Source organism: Gilvimarinus sp. 2_MG-2023 (genome assembly GCF_030547685.1).
Classification (GTDB): Bacteria; Pseudomonadota; Gammaproteobacteria; order Pseudomonadales; family Cellvibrionaceae; genus Gilvimarinus.
The window spans coordinates 20464-36802 of sequence record NZ_JAUOQM010000012.1; the positions used below are offsets into that span (position 1 = coordinate 20464).

The window sequence follows — 16339 nt, forward strand, 5'->3', positions numbered from 1 at the left end:
AAGGCGCCCCATTGCTGGGGCGCCTTTTTTACGTCTTGCCGGGCAACATATTACATTTGCTCTGAGACTTCGATGCCCAGCATATCTAAGCCGGTTTCCAGTGTGCGGCTAACCGCGTGGCAAATACGCAGACGGCTGGCGCGCATCGCCGGATCTACATCCGACTTAAGAATCGGGCAGGCCTCGTAAAAGCGCATAAACAAGCTGGCGACATCGTATAAGTAGGTGCAGAGCACATGGGGTAGGGCATCGTCGGCAACTTGCCCTAATACCTCGCCCAACTGCAACAACTTGATGGCGAGTGCTTTTTCTTGTTCTTGTGCAAGAACGATCTCGCCGCTGACCGCCACAGGTTCGATTTCTGCCTTGCGGAAAACACTGCGCACGCGGGTGTATGCGTACTGCAGGTAGGGCGCGGTATTGCCCTCAAAGCTCAACATGGTGTCCCAGTTAAAGACATAATCGTTGGTGCGGGTTTTACACAAATCTGCGTATTTTACCGCGCCAATACCCACCTTGCGCGCGACATTGTCAGCATCAGCCAGGTCTGGGTTTTTATCGGTAATGACTTTCGCGGCGCGTTCAATAGCTTCGTCCAGCAGAGCGGCCAGTTTAACCGTGCCCCCCGAGCGGGTTTTAAACGGCTTGCCGTCAGCGCCCATCATGGTGCCAAAGGCGTGGTGCTCAAGGCTCACATGCTCGTCGACAAAGCCCGCCTTGCGCGCCAAGGTAAACACCTGCTGCATATGCAGGGACTGGCGAGCGTCAATAAAGTAGAGAATACGATCGGCGTGCAGCGTATTGGCGCGATAGCGAATAGCGGCTAAGTCGGTAGTGGCGTAGAGAAAACCACCGCCTTGCTTTTGCACAATCACCGGCGAGGGGTTGCCCTCTTTGTCGGCCAGTTCGGGCAGGAAAACCACTTGCGCGCCCTGATCTTCCTGACATAAGCCCTGTGCTTGCAGCTCGCTAACCAGCGGTGCTAAATCGTCATTGTAAAAGCTTTCACCGCACACATCCTCATCGCTTAACGTTACGTTGAGCTTGTTGTAAATGTCGGCGCTATGAGCGAGAGAAACACGCTTAAACGATTGCCACAACTCCAGTGTTTTGGCATCACCGGATTGCAGCCTTACTACATAGTCGCGCGCCTTATCGGCGAACGCCTGCTCGCGGTCGAAATGCGCTTTGGCCTGCTGATAAAACACTTCCAAATCCGATAGCGCCATACTGGCGCTGTCGCTATCGGCCATTTGTTCTTCGAGTTCGGCGATCAGCATGCCGAACTGAGTGCCCCAGTCGCCCACGTGGTTCTGCCGAATGACCTTATGACCCAGGCGGCTGAGTATGCGTACCAGTGCGTCGCCAATAATCGACGAGCGCAGGTGGCCGACGTGCATCTCTTTGGCAAGGTTGGGGGATGAGTAATCCACTACAACGGTTTGTGGTTCGGCGGCGGGGCGAATCGCCAGAGCCGGATCGCGCTCAGCGTTGCCCAGTTGCTCACTCAGCCAGGCCGGGTTGAGGTGAATGTTGATAAAACCCGGGCCTGCGATCTCTACTTTATCCGCGATTGAGCCGAGCTCAAGCTCGTCTGTGATCTTACCGGCCAGCTCGCGCGGATTGGTGCCGACTTTCTTGGCCGCAGCCATGGCGCCATTGGCCTGATAATCGCCAAAACCGGCTTTTTTGGCCGGCGCCACCATGGGTTGGCACTCGGCGGGAATGCCGGCTGCGTTCATAGCGGACTTTACTTTTTCGCTCAGAAGTTCACGGATGTTCATAGGGCTCAAACAGTCAGATTAGAAAACCGTGAATTGTAGCATGCCGAGGCAGGCAGAGCCTGTGCTCAAAAGAAAATTACCGGTTTATCATCCGCCATACACAGGTAATCTCTCTGAGCTACACTTTACCCGAGTGTTACAAACGATAGTCAGTGAAAGAGGAGTCGCTATGACAATGCCTTTTGAGGTGTCCGAACAGGTAAAGGCCAATATAATGGATGGCGTGTTGCGCTTGCAGCTTAACCGCCCACAACAGAAAAATGCCCTGTCGCTGGCCATGTATCAATCCCTGGCCAATGCGTTGCAGTGGGCGGCTACGAGCGATAATGTGCGTGTGGTGTGTTTGGCAGGCTCCGAGGACAGCTTCACCGCTGGTAATGATTTGGCTGATTTTCTTCGGGCTGGGCAAGGTGGGCCGCCCGTATTGTCGAAAGAGCATCCGGTTATACAATTTATGCACTCCCTGCGTCACTTGCCGCAGCCGATTGTGGCCGAGGTTAATGGTATGGCTATTGGTATCGGCACCACCTTGCTGCTGCATTGTGATTTTGTGTATGCAGCCGATGACGCTTATTTTCAGTTGCCGTTTGCCCGCCTGGGGCTGTGCCCCGAATTTGCTTCCAGTGCATTGTTGGTGCGCCGGGTAGGGGAGGCTCGGGCCAAGGAAATGCTGTTGTTGGGCGAGGCAATTAGCGCTGGGCAGGCGCTGGGTTACGGTCTGCTCAACGGCGTGTTCCCGCGCGAGCGTCTCGGCACCGAGGTGGACAGTGTTTGTCAGACTCTCGCCCTGCGCCCCCCGCAAGCACTGCGCCGCAGTAAAGCCCTGATTAACCAGGTGGTGGGCTGGCCGGTGGATCGAGTTATTGAACGTGAACTCGAAGTGTTTAGCGAGTGTCTAGGAGGCGAAGAAGCCCAATTGATTATCAAACAAGCGACAGAGGAAAAAACATGAATCTTAATGGCGATTTTTCGGGTAAAACCGTCTTGGTTGTGGGGGGTACCAGCGGTATTTGCCGCGCTGCAGCGGAGCGTTTTGCCGGGCTGGGGTGCAGTGTTTGCGTGATCAGCCGCTCGCAAGAAAAAATCGATGCCACTGTTGCCGCGTTGGCAGAGTTGGGCGCTCAGGACAGTTGTGGTTACAGCGTCGATGTGCGCAATGGTGAGGCTTTGCGCGAAGCGCTGCGGCAATTGCACGCGCGCTGGGGCGCCTTGGATATTGTGGTTTCCGGTGCGGCGGGTAACTTCCCAGCGCTTGCCAGTAACCTGTCCGATAATGGTTTTGCTGCGGTGGTAGACATTGATCTAAAAGGCACCTTTCATGTGATGAGCGCGATCTACCCCTATTTGCGCAAACCCGGCGCCTCGGTCATTAATATTTCCGCGCCGCAAGCGCAGCTGGCGATGGCCGGGCAGGTGCATGTCTGTGCGGCTAAAGCTGGGGTGGATATGATTACCCGCACATTGTGTATTGAATGGGGCGCTGAGGGAGTGCGGGTGAATTCGGTGATTCCGGGACCGGTAGAGGGAACCGAGGGCATGGAGCGCTTGGCTCCGGATGAAAAAATGCGAGGTAAAATTGCCGCTACCGTGCCATTACAACGTTTGGGGCGAGGCCGTGATATTGCCGATGCCTGCGTCTTTTTAAGTTCAGATTTAGCCAGTTATATCAGCGGGGTGGTACTTCCTGTCGATGGAGGTTGGAGCTTGGGCGGAGCCGCCACTATTGGTACCGGCCTTGCGCAGATGTTGCAACAACAGCAGCAATAAAAGCATGTAGACACGGCATCTATTAGGCCCCAATTGCCCACAGGAATAACAAAGCCTAGGGGTTAATAACACAATGATCTACATGCCAAAAAAGCAGCTGCTATGCTTGTAGTAAGACAGAAGCATGGGGGGTATCCCGCTATGACGATTCGCAAACGAGGTGTACAAGCTGCAGTGCCAGATAATATCAAAGCCTTTTTAAATGATATACAGCTATTGGCACTGCACCATATGGAATCTTACGGGTGGCAATTGTGGTTTGTGCGCAGGCCGCTTTTTCAGGTGCCCGTGGCAGTAGTTAAAGACGCAGAAGGCGAGCGTGTAGGCGTGTTAGAAATAGATGGCCAAGTTAACATGCAGCCTGGCTTACAGTTGCGCCCTTAGCGAGTTGCAGGCTAAGGGCGATTGATCAAATCGCTACCACATAAGGTCATCGGGAATAACATAGTCCGCGTAGGGATCGTCTTCATCGGGCGCGTCGGCGGCTTTGCTCGCTTGCGAAATCACTACAGTTTCATCGCGCAAGGCGATTTTCTCGGCAATGACTGCGGGTACCAATTCGTAATTTTCTTCCAGGCGAACAATAGCCAACAAGCCACGACTTAACTGCTCGACCTGCTGCGCTGAGGCGTAAAGTGATTTCACCGCACTGCCATCGGTAAAATTATAGGCTGTGTCGCCTTTTTTAGGCTGCAAGTTGAGGCTGATTAATTGTTTAATTTGGGCCTGAATGGCTTTTTCCTGCGCCGCGGCGTTGCGCTCGGCGTTTAGCTGACGGTCGCGCTCGGCTTTTTCTTGGCGGGCAAGTTGCGCCGCAGCTTTGGTTTCGTCAATGCTAGGCTCTTTGCTGCGGTGTTGGACGCGCGCTTGTTTGGCCTTCTCCTTTTTGGTCTGCTTGGCTTTTTTGTTGTCGATTAAACCAGCTTTAAGAAGTTGATCTTGCAGGCTGCTCATGGATTCTCCGCATTGAATATCAATTTGGAGCAAAATGTAGCAGATCCCCCGCGCATTGAACAGTATAATGCCCCGCTGGGTGTGCTCTGTATTGGCAGTGGACTCCCCCCATACACACAGCCATAGGTATTGAATTTTGACCGAACACGCCCAGGATAGCTTTTCCACTTTGCCGCTGCGCCCACCTTTGCTGCAAAGCCTAGAGTCACTGGGGTTTGATTCTATGACCCCCATTCAAGCCGAGTCACTGCCCTTAGTGTTGGCAGGTACCGATGTCATCGGCCAGGGTAAAACCGGTTCCGGTAAAACCGCCGCTTTTGCTTTGGGGGTGTTGAATAAATTGGATGTGAAACGCTTCCAGATTCAATCTTTGATTTTATGTCCCACCCGCGAGCTGGCCGACCAGGTAGCCAAAGAGATTCGCCGTCTGGCACGAAATATTCATAACATTAAAGTATTGACCTTGTGCGGTGGTATGCCTTTTGGCCCGCAAATAAACTCTCTGGAGCACGGTGCGCATATCGTGGTGGGGACACCGGGGCGAATAGAAGAGCATGTTCGCAAACAACACCTGCAGCTAGGTAAGGTTACCACCTTGGTGTTGGATGAGGCCGATCGCATGTTGCAAATGGGTTTTCAACAGGCGCTGGATGCGATTATTGGCCAGGTGCCGCAACAGCGCCAAAGCTTATTGTTTAGCGCCACCTACCCCGAGGCGATTGAAGCCATGGCGACGCGCTACATGCGCGAGCCGGTATTTTTGAAAGTGGCCTCCACTCACAATGCCACCAGTATTAAACAGGTTTTTTATTCGGTTAAAAACGATGATCGCTCAGGTGCGGTGAAAACGTTGCTGCTGCATGCCCAGGCGGCATCTGCAGTGATTTTTTGCAACACCAAGCGCGAAGTGAAAGAGCTGGCCGAACTATTGAACGGCGCGGGCTATTGCGCCGCCGCCCTGCATGGTGACTTAGAGCAACGCGATCGCGATCAGGCGTTAGTGCGCTTTGCCAATGGCAGCGTCAATGTGTTGGTAGCCACTGATGTCGCCGCACGCGGTTTGGATGTGGATGATTTGGAGCTGGTGGTTAATTATCAAATTCCGCGTGATCCTGAGGTGTATGTACACCGAATTGGTCGTACCGGCCGGGCTGGAGCCAAGGGACGTTCTTTTACCTTGTGCAGTGATAAAGAGCTGCATAAGTTGGCCGCCCTCGAAACATTACAGGATGATCGCTTTGTGCTGGAGCAATTGCCTAAGGCACCGGCTAAGGTACCCGCCGAGCAAGCGCCAAAGATGGTGACCTTGCAAATAGATGGTGGCAAAAAGCAAAAGGTTCGCCCTGGGGATATCGTTGGCTGCTTAACGGGAGAGGACGGTGTGACTCAAAACGACATCGGTAAAATCAATGTGTTTGATTTCAGTGCTTATGTCGCTGTAGATCGTTCGGTATTTCGCCAAGCACTGAAAAAGATTCAAACCGGTACGTTAAAAGGCCGCCGCTTTCGGGTGCGTTTGCTCGATTAGCCGATAGGTTTAAAGCGCTGAACTAACATCTTTAGCAGTAACGCCAGCACCAAGCCGCCGATAAGCCCGGCAGTGTTGGCGAGCATGTCCCATAAGTCGAAACTGCGCCAAGGTAGGAAGTATTGAATAACTTCTATGCCGGTAGAAAATAGCCACAGGGCGATGGCGCGAGCCCACCAAGAGCTGCGCGGGTAGGCAATACTGATTGAAATTCCCGCGACTAAATAGCCGACAAAATGCATCAGCAAGTCGTTGTAATCGCCCACGACCTGCTGTGGTTGTTTGGCGGTACCGGCCACTACATAAACCGCTAGCATAAACCAGTACTGACCGATTAGGGCAAAACGCCACAGGTTCGCCATCTAGCGCAAAATCAGCATAGACGTTTGGCAGCGGCAGATCATGGCGGTGGTCGTGCTGCCGACAATAAAGTGGCGAATGCGCGAATGGCCGTAGGCCCCCAGTACCAAAAGCTCGATGTTATTTTGGCTTTGATACTCTACTAAAGCGGTTTCCGGATCGCCGGAGATAATGTGGCTTTCGACGGTTAAACCGGCCTTTACCAATAGCTCGTCTGCCCACTTAAGGGATTCGCGATTGGCGTCCAGATCGGCGCCGACCATCACCAGATGACAGTGGCAGCCTTTAAGCAGAGGGCTGGCGGCAATCATTTCGATGCCTTTGCGAATAGTCGCACTGCCATCGTAGGCAATCATAAGCACCTTGGGTGCGGTAAACTCGGGCTGCACAATTAAAATGGGTTTGTGCATGGCGCGAATGATTTTTTCAATATGGCTGCCGATATGACCATGGGCACTGGCGCTTTCGGCGCCGCGCTTGCCAACCACCAGCAGTCGCGTTTCTTTTTCTAAGTCCATTAAGGTATCGGTTAGCTCACCGTGGCGCTGGCGTGTCTCAATCTCTGGCAGACCTGCGGCGGATACTCGCGCTTTGGCGGCGACCAGTAATTGTTTACCTTGCTCCATGGCGATCTTGGCTCGTTTCTCATCGAGCGAGGCCAGCTCTTCGAGCAAAGTCTCTTGCGCGCCAAAACCTAAAGTGCCGGACAAATTTTGCTCGCCCGCACCGTGCACATAATCCAACGCATGCAATAAATGGAGGGGGGCAGTTAACTGCTGGGCTGCCCACGCGGCACCGTCACAGACGGATTCGGCGTAGTGTGAGTCGTCGATACAGGCAATAACATTAGCGGCCATAGGGTAACTCCTTGTGATCGATGGCTCAGTGGCCCATCAGCTTTTCAACTTCTTCGGGTTTGTCGTGCACCGCAAAACGGTCCACGAGTGTGGCACTGGCTTTGTTAAGGCCGATTAATTCGACCTCGGTGCCTTCGCGGCGAAATTTCAGAACAACCTTATCCAGTGAGCTGATTGCGGTAATGTCCCAAAAGTGGGCTTTTGATAAGTCGATAGTGACACGTTCAATCGCCTCTTTGAAGTCGAATCCAGCAATAAATTGCTCAGCGGATGAGAAGAAAACCTGGCCGACAACCGTATAGGTGCGGCTACTTCTCTCGGCATTAATGTCTGAGCCCACATACAAAATTTGCCCCACCTTGTGAGCAAAGAATAAGGTGCTAAGCAGAACCCCGAGTAGAACACCCAGCGCTAAGTTATGGGTGGCGACAACCACGGCGACGGTGGCCACCATAACCACCGAGGAGCTTTTGGGGTTGGTTTTAAGGGCCACCAGTGACGACCAACTGAAGGTGCCAATAGACACCATGATCATTACGGCCACCAGCGAGGCCATCGGCATACGCGCGACCCAGTCGCCGAGAAAGACAACCAATATCAGCAAAAACACGCCGGCTACCAGTGTGGATAAACGGGTACGGCCGCCGGATTTTACATTAATGACCGATTGACCAATCATGGCGCAACCGGCCATGCCGCCGAGAAAGCCCGAACCAATATTGGCCACGCCCTGGCTGACACACTCGCGGTTTTTATTGCTATCAGTATCAGTGAGATCATCGACGATTGTCGCTGTCATCATTGACTCCAGCAGGCCGACCACAGCGAGGGTAGCGGAAAAAGGAAAGATGATTTTCAACGTCTCTAAATTGAGCGGCACATCGGGTAGCAAAAATACTGGCAAACTATCGGGCAGCTCGCCCATATCGCCCACGGTGCGCACGTCAATACCGAAGTAGACGGTGATAAAGGTCAGGCTGACAATACAGACCAGCGGCGATGGGACGGCGCGGGTGATGTAGGGAAATAGGTAAATAATAGCAAGTCCCGCGGCCAGCAATAGGTAAACCGGCACGGTAAAGTTGCCCCCGGTAATTTCGGGCAGCTGGGCCAGAAAAATTAAGATCGCCAGTGCGTTGACGAAGCCGGTCACCACCGAGCGCGACACAAAACGCATCAGGCTGCCGAGCTTTAGCGCACCGGCAATCATTTGCAACACCCCGGTTAACAAGGTGGCCGCCAATAAGTATTCCAGCCCGTGGTCTTTGACCAAATCCACCATCACCAGTGCCATGGCGCCTGTCGCGGCGGAAATCATCGCCGGGCGACCGCCGGTAAAGGCACTGATAAAGGCAATACAGAAAGAGGCGTAGAGCCCGACCTTGGGGTCGACGCCGGCAATAATAGAAAAAGCGATGGCCTCGGGAATCAGCGCCAGAGCCACTACGGCGCCAGAGAGCACATCGCCGCGAATATTGCTGAACCAGACTTCTTTAAGAGAGTTTTGCATAGTTGACTGCCGCCTTGGGCGGGGGTTACCTATATTTGAAACGACTGGGTGGGAGCGGGGCCAAAGGTCGGTGTACTTATTAGCAGAGCTCGCCGAGAAGGCGCAGCATTATACACGGCTTTGACGGTGTTTTCAGAGGTTGTCATGCTCGGCGAGAAGGTCTTCGGCCGCGTATAGATCCTGGGGGGTATTGATATTGGTAAACGGATCGCAGGGCTCGGTGTCAAACTCTACCGCAACATGGGGTCTATCCCGAATCCAGTGCTGCAGCCAAGGCACCTCATTTTGGTCCAGGGTGGCGCTTATTGTGGGTAATAGGTCAGTGTGCCAAAGAGCAAACACAGGGTGCATGCGGCCATCTGAGACGCACACTGCAATTTGACTATCCGCCTCTAGCGCGTCGACTAATGTCGACACCATGTCGCGCGGGAAAAAGGGCGTATCGCAGGCAAAACTTGCCAGCCAATTGCTCTGGGGCTGATGTTCCTGCATCCAGCAAAGCGCGGCGTGGATACCCGCCATAGGGCCGGGAAAATCCCGATATTCGTCTGGGACCACTGCCAAGCGTGTGCGAGCAAAGCGCAGTGCATTGCCGTTGGCGCTCAGCAGTAAGTCGCTAACCTGAGGTTGTGCACGCTCAATGCTGCGGCTAAGCAGGGTTTTATCCCGCAAGGGGAGTAAGCACTTGTCGCCTCCGCCCATGCGTCTTGCCCGGCCTCCGGCCAGTAAAACGCCGGTCGGTAGAATGTTTGCGCTCATGAGACCTCTAGTGTGGATAAGTGCGCCAAGCAGTATACGGGGAACTTATTATTGAGTGTAGTCTTGAACGTGACTTTTTACCTGTGCGGCACTCCACAGGTGGGTAAGTCCAACCAGTGCGCTGCTACGTATCTTTCAATAGCGATCGTTTGCGCCGGTAGTGTGTAACCTTACCGTATAATAGAACAGATAAGTGAATAGCTGAGGTAACTATGAGTCATATGTTTGAAGCCAAGCGCCGGGAGTACACACAAGGTGGTTTGCGCCGCACAGGACTGACCGCGTGTCCGTTTGAGCTGTTTGCTCGCTGGTTTGATCAAACCGAAGCGGCGGAATTGGTTGATCCCACCGCTATGGTACTGGCGACCGCCGATGCTATGGGGCAGCCGTCGCAGCGTATTGTTTTGCTCAAGCATCTAGATAAAGACGGTTTTGTGTTTTACACCAATCAGGCCAGCCGCAAGGGGCGCGAACTGCGTGAGAACCCCAAAGCCAGTTTGTTATTCCCTTGGCATGCGCTGGATCGTCAAGTAAAAGTGGCGGGTAGAGTTGAGTCGGTGAGTCAGCAAATGGCCGCCGACTATTTTGCCTCGCGGCCCCGGCAGAGCCAGTTAGCGGCATGGTCCTCGGCCCAAAGTGAGGTGATAGACTCACGCCAAGTTTTGCTCGACACCTATGAGCGAATGGAAAAAGAATTCGACCAGGTTCAGATTCCCATGCCAGAAAGCTGGGGTGGGTACCGCGTCATTCCCGAGCGCATAGAGTTCTGGCAAGGTGGAGCCTATCGACTACACGATTGTTTCTGCTATATCCGCAGCGATGAGGGCTGGAGCGTTGAGCGACTAGCCCCTTAGTTTGACGTCAGCGTTACGCCGGTTCACTCATGGAGATAATATGCAAGCAATAGCTTATGCTGGCCCAGCAGCCACCGACTTGTACTTGGAGGAGGTGCACATTCCCGAGCCCGCGGCCGACGAGGTGTTAATCAAAGTAGCGGCGGCAGGGGTCAATCGCCCCGACCTTCTACAGCGACAAGGCTTGTATCCACCACCTCAGGGAGCGTCCGAGCGTTTGGGGTTGGAGGTTGCCGGTGAAATCGTCGCGTGTGGCCGTGGAGGTAGTCACTGGCAGCCAGGGCAGCAGGTGTGTGCACTGGTCAATGGCGGCGGCTACGCTCAATATTGTGTGGCTAAAGCCGCTCAAACACTGCCGGTGCCCGAGGGAATGAGTATTCTCAGCGCCGCTGCCTTACCGGAGACTTTTTTTACTGTTTGGCACAACTTATTTCAGCGCGCGCAGTTGCGCCGTGGCGAGCGGGTTTTAATTCATGGAGGTAGCGGTGGTATTGGCACAACGGCGGTGCAAATGGCTACCGCAATGGGAGCACAAGTGATTACCACGGCGGGTAGTGACGCGAAATGCGACTTGTTGCGTACACTGGGTGCTCAGACCGCAGTGAACTATCGGCGTCAGGATTTCGTCGAAATAACCCGCAACTTGGGCGGCGCCAACGTTATTCTAGATATGCTGGGGGGCGATCATATTGCGCGCAATATTAAAGCGGCGGCGGCCGATGGCCGCATTGTGAATATCGCCTACTTAAAGGGCGCGGTGGTGGAGGTTAATTTTACCCCGGTTATGCTGAAACGTTTGACGCTTACCGGCTCGACGTTGCGCGCGCAAACTGACCGGGCAAAACAAGAAATTGCGCAACAACTGCAGGAGCATATTTGGCCGTTATTGGCCGATGGCCTTATCGCCCCGGTTATCCATAAACATTTTAAGCTCGGCGAAGCTGCCCACGCACACAGAGTGATGGAGTCTCGCGAGCATATTGGTAAGTTGGTATTGGTAAATGACGACTGAGACAAACCCTCCTGTGCACAATAAACCTCTGTCCGGTATACGCGTGATTGAGTTCGGCCAGCTGATTGCCGGCCCTTTCGCCGGCTCTCTATTGGCGTACTTCGGCGCGGAGGTGATTAAGATCGAGCCACCGGGCAAAGGTGACCCTATTCGCGGCTGGCGCGCGGTGGAAAATGGTACTTCGTTTTGGTGGCATTCCATTGGGCGCAATAAAAAAAGTGTGAGTTTAGATTTGCGCACCGAAGCGGGGGCCAAAATTGCCAGGCGTTTAGCAGACACCGCCGACGTGGTGATTGAAAATTTCCGTCCCGGTGTTATGGAATCTTGGGGCTTAGGGCCAGAGTCGTTAAAAGTGGATAACCCCGATCTTGTCTACGCGCGTATTTCTGGTTATGGCCAAACTGGCCCCTACGCTAATAAGCCCGGCTTTGCTTCTGTATGTGAAGGTATGAGCGGGCTGCGCTATGTCAACGGGCATCCGGGCCAGGCACCAGTGAGGCCTAATTTGAGCATCGGTGATTCCATCGCCGGATTGCACGCAGCCTTTGGCATTGTAATGGCGTTGCTTGGGCGTGAGCGTAAACTCTGTCAGGGGCAGGTGGTCGATGTCGCGCTCTACGAGTCCATTTTCAACCTGATGGAAGCGGTGGTGCCCGAGTACTCGGGTGCCGGAATTGTGCGCGAGCCCTCGGGCACAACCGTGACCGGCATTGTGCCCACCAACACCTATTTGTGCCGCGACGGTAAATACATTGTCATTGGCGGTAATGGCGATTCCATTTTTAAACGATTAATGTGTGCCATTGACCGGGAAGATATGGCCAATGATCCGGCGCTCGCCGACAATGCCGGCCGAGTAGCGCAAGAGCCGTATATCGATTCTGTACTGGCCGATTGGTGTCAAAGCATCGATAGTCTGGCGGCCGTCGCGCAATTAGAGGCGGCTCGGGTACCGGCGGGGCCGATATACAATGTGGCCGATATGTTTGCCGACGAACACTATCAGGCGCGGTCTATGTTCGAGCGGGTGGAAATCGATGGCAAGCCGTTAGATATTCCCGCCATGGCTCCCAAGCTTGAGCAAACCCCCGGCGAAACACTCTGGAGTGGGCCCAGAGTGGGGGAGCATACCCAATCGGTGCTTACCGAGACTTTGGGGTTGTCGGAATCTGAGCTCAATGATTTACGCGGGCAACATATTATCGATTAAGTCGTGTGCACAAATTCCCAGGGCCAAAATTGCTGGTGAAAGAGACGCACCAGAGCTACAGTGTAGCTTGTAGAAGCGGTTGTTTTAGAATAAATACAAACAAATCAACAGCTTACTTTTTATTCGAAAGCTAATGCCTGAGACTCTTAATGGGGGCTGCTAGGTTACTAACAGTTAGATCTATGAATAATAACTTCTTGTATAGATATCACCCACTATAACGGCCAAGGATTTTTTTTCGCCAGAGCTTGACAACGTTGTCCATAAAGTAGTTATATTAACTATCACCTAAGAATATATTTTATGAAAGTTAGTAACAACGGTTAATCGAAAAAGGTGACGGAGCGAGGGGTTGTCCTGAAGTAGGGGCAAGCAAAGGTTTTAATAAAGAATAAAAGGAAGGGGCAATAATATGCAATTTCATAAGAAGTTACTCAGTCTGGCAGTGTGCGCAGCAACAGCGGGGGTAGTGCTGCCTGCATACGGGCAAGACGAGGCGGCCGAATCGGAAGACCTAATAGAAGAGGTTGTGGTTCGGGGTATTCGGGTCAGTATTGAAAATGCGCAACAGCGCAAACGTTTTGCTGATACCGTCAAAGATGTCATCACCGCTACGGATATTGGTGCCTTACCAGACAAGTCGGTGACTGAGGCCCTACAGCGTGTGCCGGGCGTGACAATTGAACGCTTTGCCTCTTCCGATGACCCCAAACACTACGCCGATGAGGGGACAGGCGTGCTGGTACGCGGTTTGGATCGCGTTCGCTCCGAGGTTAACGGTCGCGATGCATTCAGTGCGAACCCCTATGGCGGTTTAAATTACGAAGACTTTCCGGCCGAATTATTGTCAGCGGTGGAGGTGGTAAAGAACCAAACAGCTGACCTTATCTCTGGTGGTATTGCCGGTACGGTAAATTTGATTTCACGTAAGCCTTTCGATTCCGAAGAGCAGATGATTTCATTTAACGCTAAAGTTAATTACGGTGATTTTCGCGAAGAGGCGACGCCGTCTTTCTCAGCACTTTTTTCCGATACCTGGGAAACAGAGGCCGGTAAATTTGGCTTTCTGTTGGCTGGCTCTTTTTCCGAGTATCAAACCCGTGGTGATGGTATTGGTTTAGGTAATTTTCATTCCCGAGGAATCGATGATACCCCGCCGGCCAGTTGGGATCACTGGGGTGGTATGGTATCCGAGCCGGGTAAGGTAGCCGGTTGGTGGGACAGCCCGTGCATGGATTGGAATGGTAATAACGCTTGGACGTGGTTTCCTGAATGTTCTGGCCCGACCGCAAATCTAATCACCGAAGACGAAGCGCATCAATCCCCTTACGATGGGCCAGGCTTGGAAGGACAGCCTGAGGGCACAACTTGGTATGCCCCAGCGCAATATCACATTAGCACCGCTCAAAATGATCGTGAGCGCACAGGTATTACTACCTCGTTACAGTGGGCAAATACCGATGAAACAATAGTTGCTACCTTAGAGCATATTAATTCCGAGGCAACTCTAGAGTGGGATGAACGGCGGATTAGCCAAGCCGCTCAAGGTTTTAAATCTTGGATGGGGCGCAGCCATAACTGGGAAGGGGACCCTGAAAACGGTCACCCACTTACTATCGATGATGAAGGGTTTTTAACCTCCGGTATTGGTCTTGGGGTCGAGCCCGAAGTCCCTTTGATGTATATCACGCGCTGGAACTATCAGGAAAATACGGTTGAGGATACCTCATTCAATTTGGCTTTAACCCCGAATGATCGATTGTCAATTGAGCTTGATTACCAGCACATTGAATCGGAGCAATTAGTTCACAACTACAGTTTGTCTGCGCGTACAGCCGGCAGCGTGGTAAATCAGTTGCTGCCTTTTTACTTGGATCTGCGATCTGACCTCCCAACCATTGAATATTTAAACGACGATCTGGATCTGTATGGTTGGATCGAAGAGGGCGTACACCCCGCCGTATTTATGGGGTCGGGCATGCAGCAAGAAGAGCTTAATACGGCGGAATCAGATAGCTTTAAAGTTGACGCCACTTATGAGTTTGATGGTGTGTTCTCTGCAATTAAAGCCGGTGCGTATTATTCCGATAAGGAGTTAGTGGTGCGCAATACCGAATACTCGGCATGGCAGCCTATCTCAACCCCTTGGGTGGCCGAGCAACGTGTAGAGTCGGCATCCGCACTGCGCCCCGACTTGTATGATCAGATAGATCTTTCGGATTATTATCACGGCGATGTGTTGCAAGGCGATGTGCAATCGTTCTTATTCCCTGATTTAGACTTGGTGAAAAACTACGCCAATACACTGCGCAATGCATGCGACGAGGGTTGGTCAACTCAGGGCGACGAGGCGGGTAATGCGGCCGATGGTAGTGGCGGTTGCGCTCTACCTTATTCAGATATGGAAGGTCGTATTGATGGCGCATTTGCGGCGCATGATATCAGTAAGGCAAAGGAAGAGCGTGCCGAATTCTATCTGCGCGGTGATTTCGATTTTGACAGCGTCGGTATTCCGTTGAAGGGTAACTTGGGTCTGCGTTATGTCAGTTATCAATTGGAATCCACCGGTTATCTGGTGCTGCCAGACAGCGCCAGTCGCGGCAGTGCTCAAACGGCTGAGTATCTAGAGGATGAATACAAATCGATTTATGATTTGGCCAATGGTGAGTCTATGCAGAGCACCGTTGAGGGTACTGACTACGATACATTGTTGCCAAGTTTGAACTTAAGTTATGGTCTTACCGAAGACATCGTGATTCGCTTTGGTGCCTCTAAAGGTCTGTACTTTCCAAGCCTCGTGGATACTCGTAACCGTGCAATTGTCGAGTTAACAGTTGACCCCTATTTGCAAGATGAGTCTCTACCGCAAGACAGCGAAACCAATCCGGTGCTTGGCATTGATAGTGTCGCGCTCAACGCCGATGCGAGTAACCCGTACCTGGAGCCGGAAGAATCCATTAACTTGGATTTGACCACAGAATGGTATTTTGCACCTGCGGGCTCATTGACAGTTGGGGTCTTTCATAAAGAGTTAGATAATATTATTCGCAGTCGTCAGTTTGATATGAATATTGAACACGCTGGAACACTTCATGCGGTGTCGGCTTACGGTCCTGCCAATACAGGCTCGGGTAATATCCGCGGTGTGGAATTTTCTTACTCACAATTTTATGATTTCCTGCCGGGTGTGCTAAGCGGTTTGGGGCTGCAGTTTAACTATACCTATATTGATCAAGAGGGTTTAGAAGATCCAACCAGCGCACCGCCACAAAGCAGTCGTTTTGATGCCGGAGGCACCCCTGAAGATGCAGCCACGGTTGATGAGCGCAATACATTCCGTGTTTTCAGTGGGCTGCCATTACAAGGTTACTCCGATGAAAATTTAAATATTGTCGGTATGTATGAGTATGAAGATATATCTTTTAGATTGGCCTACACATGGCGCTCTGAGTATCTGTTAACGACTCGCGAATCGGAAGATTTTGCGCCGGTATACACAGAGGACTCTGGCATGATGGATGCCAGCTTGTACTATACAATTAACGACAATATCAAAGTGGGTATTGAAGGCAGTAACTTGTTAGGAGAAGAGACCAAAACACAATACCAATTCAATCAGCAAGGCGATAGAACTCAAGCCCTTAGTTTTACCACCGATCGTCGCTATGCACTGAGTGTCCGCGCGACTTTCTAAACCGTTTATATGTGGTAAATGGACCTCAAAACGCGCAGCATATGCTGCGC

14 protein-coding genes are annotated in these 16339 nt (G+C 52.4%); 8 read left to right on the plus strand and 6 right to left on the minus strand.

Features of this window, described 5'->3' with window-relative positions; genetic code table 11:
* Positions 1-50: 50 nt before the first annotated feature.
* Complete coding sequence (gene argS, locus Q4526_RS02280; RefSeq protein WP_215975118.1) at positions 51-1784, minus strand: arginine--tRNA ligase; 1734 nt, start codon at positions 1782-1784, stop codon at positions 51-53.
* Between the two features lie 169 nt (positions 1785-1953).
* Between argS and Q4526_RS02285 the strand changes: the two genes are divergently transcribed.
* The 3 genes from Q4526_RS02285 to Q4526_RS02295 all read left to right on the plus strand — a co-directional run bounded on the left by Q4526_RS02285 (position 1954) and on the right by Q4526_RS02295 (position 3935).
* Positions 1954-2736: an enoyl-CoA hydratase gene (locus Q4526_RS02285; RefSeq protein ID WP_215975119.1), complete on the plus strand. Its 783-nt coding sequence runs from the start codon at positions 1954-1956 to the stop codon at positions 2734-2736.
* A complete protein-coding gene (locus Q4526_RS02290; RefSeq protein WP_215975120.1) occupies positions 2733-3551 on the plus strand; it encodes an SDR family oxidoreductase in 819 nt (272 codons plus the stop codon). Before Q4526_RS02285 ends, Q4526_RS02290 begins: the two co-directional genes overlap by 4 nt.
* Before the next feature lie 141 nt (positions 3552-3692).
* Entirely contained in the window at positions 3693-3935 is a 243-nt protein-coding gene (locus tag Q4526_RS02295) for a hypothetical protein (protein WP_215975121.1), read from the plus strand.
* Between the two features lie 33 nt (positions 3936-3968).
* Here the strand turns inward: Q4526_RS02295 and Q4526_RS02300 are convergent, their stop codons facing one another.
* Positions 3969-4505 (minus strand): DUF2058 domain-containing protein, encoded by a 537-nt coding sequence (locus tag Q4526_RS02300; protein WP_215975122.1) that lies wholly within the window; start codon positions 4503-4505, stop codon positions 3969-3971.
* A 136-nt stretch (positions 4506-4641) separates the two neighbouring features.
* Between Q4526_RS02300 and dbpA the strand changes: the two genes are divergently transcribed.
* Positions 4642-6033 carry an ATP-dependent RNA helicase DbpA gene (gene dbpA / locus Q4526_RS02305; protein ID WP_215975123.1) on the plus strand — a complete coding sequence of 464 codons (1392 nt, stop codon included), beginning with the start codon at positions 4642-4644 and terminating at the stop codon, positions 6031-6033.
* On the opposite strand, the gene Q4526_RS02310 is transcribed toward dbpA, so the two are convergent.
* The 4 genes from Q4526_RS02310 to mobA form a co-directional block, all read right to left on the minus strand.
* Positions 6030-6395, minus strand: coding sequence for a VanZ family protein (locus Q4526_RS02310; protein WP_215975124.1), 366 nt, complete (start codon positions 6393-6395; stop codon positions 6030-6032). The genes dbpA and Q4526_RS02310 overlap by 4 nt on opposite strands.
* Entirely contained in the window at positions 6396-7250 is an 855-nt protein-coding gene (locus tag Q4526_RS02315) for a universal stress protein (protein ID WP_215975125.1), read from the minus strand.
* 25 nt (positions 7251-7275) lie between these two features.
* Positions 7276-8760 carry a SulP family inorganic anion transporter gene (locus Q4526_RS02320; protein WP_215975126.1) on the minus strand — a complete coding sequence of 495 codons (1485 nt, stop codon included), beginning with the start codon at positions 8758-8760 and terminating at the stop codon, positions 7276-7278.
* A gap of 132 nt (positions 8761-8892) precedes the next feature.
* Entirely contained in the window at positions 8893-9519 is a 627-nt protein-coding gene (mobA, locus tag Q4526_RS02325) for a molybdenum cofactor guanylyltransferase MobA (RefSeq protein ID WP_215975127.1), read from the minus strand.
* A 212-nt stretch (positions 9520-9731) separates the two neighbouring features.
* Between mobA and pdxH the strand changes: the two genes are divergently transcribed.
* The 4 genes from pdxH (at position 9732) to Q4526_RS02345 (ending at position 16289) form a co-directional block, all read left to right on the plus strand.
* The gene (pdxH, locus tag Q4526_RS02330; protein ID WP_215975128.1) at positions 9732-10373 is read left to right on the plus strand and encodes a pyridoxamine 5'-phosphate oxidase; all 642 of its coding nucleotides are present in this window, start codon (positions 9732-9734) and stop codon (positions 10371-10373) included.
* Positions 10374-10413: 40 nt separating this feature from the next.
* Positions 10414-11385 carry an NAD(P)H-quinone oxidoreductase gene (locus Q4526_RS02335; RefSeq protein WP_215975129.1) on the plus strand — a complete coding sequence of 324 codons (972 nt, stop codon included), beginning with the start codon at positions 10414-10416 and terminating at the stop codon, positions 11383-11385.
* Entirely contained in the window at positions 11375-12595 is a 1221-nt protein-coding gene (locus Q4526_RS02340; protein ID WP_215975130.1) for a CaiB/BaiF CoA-transferase family protein, read from the plus strand. Before Q4526_RS02335 ends, Q4526_RS02340 begins: the two co-directional genes overlap by 11 nt.
* Before the next feature lie 412 nt (positions 12596-13007).
* Positions 13008-16289: a TonB-dependent receptor gene (locus tag Q4526_RS02345; protein ID WP_215975131.1), complete on the plus strand. Its 3282-nt coding sequence runs from the start codon at positions 13008-13010 to the stop codon at positions 16287-16289.
* Positions 16290-16339 lie beyond the last annotated feature (50 nt).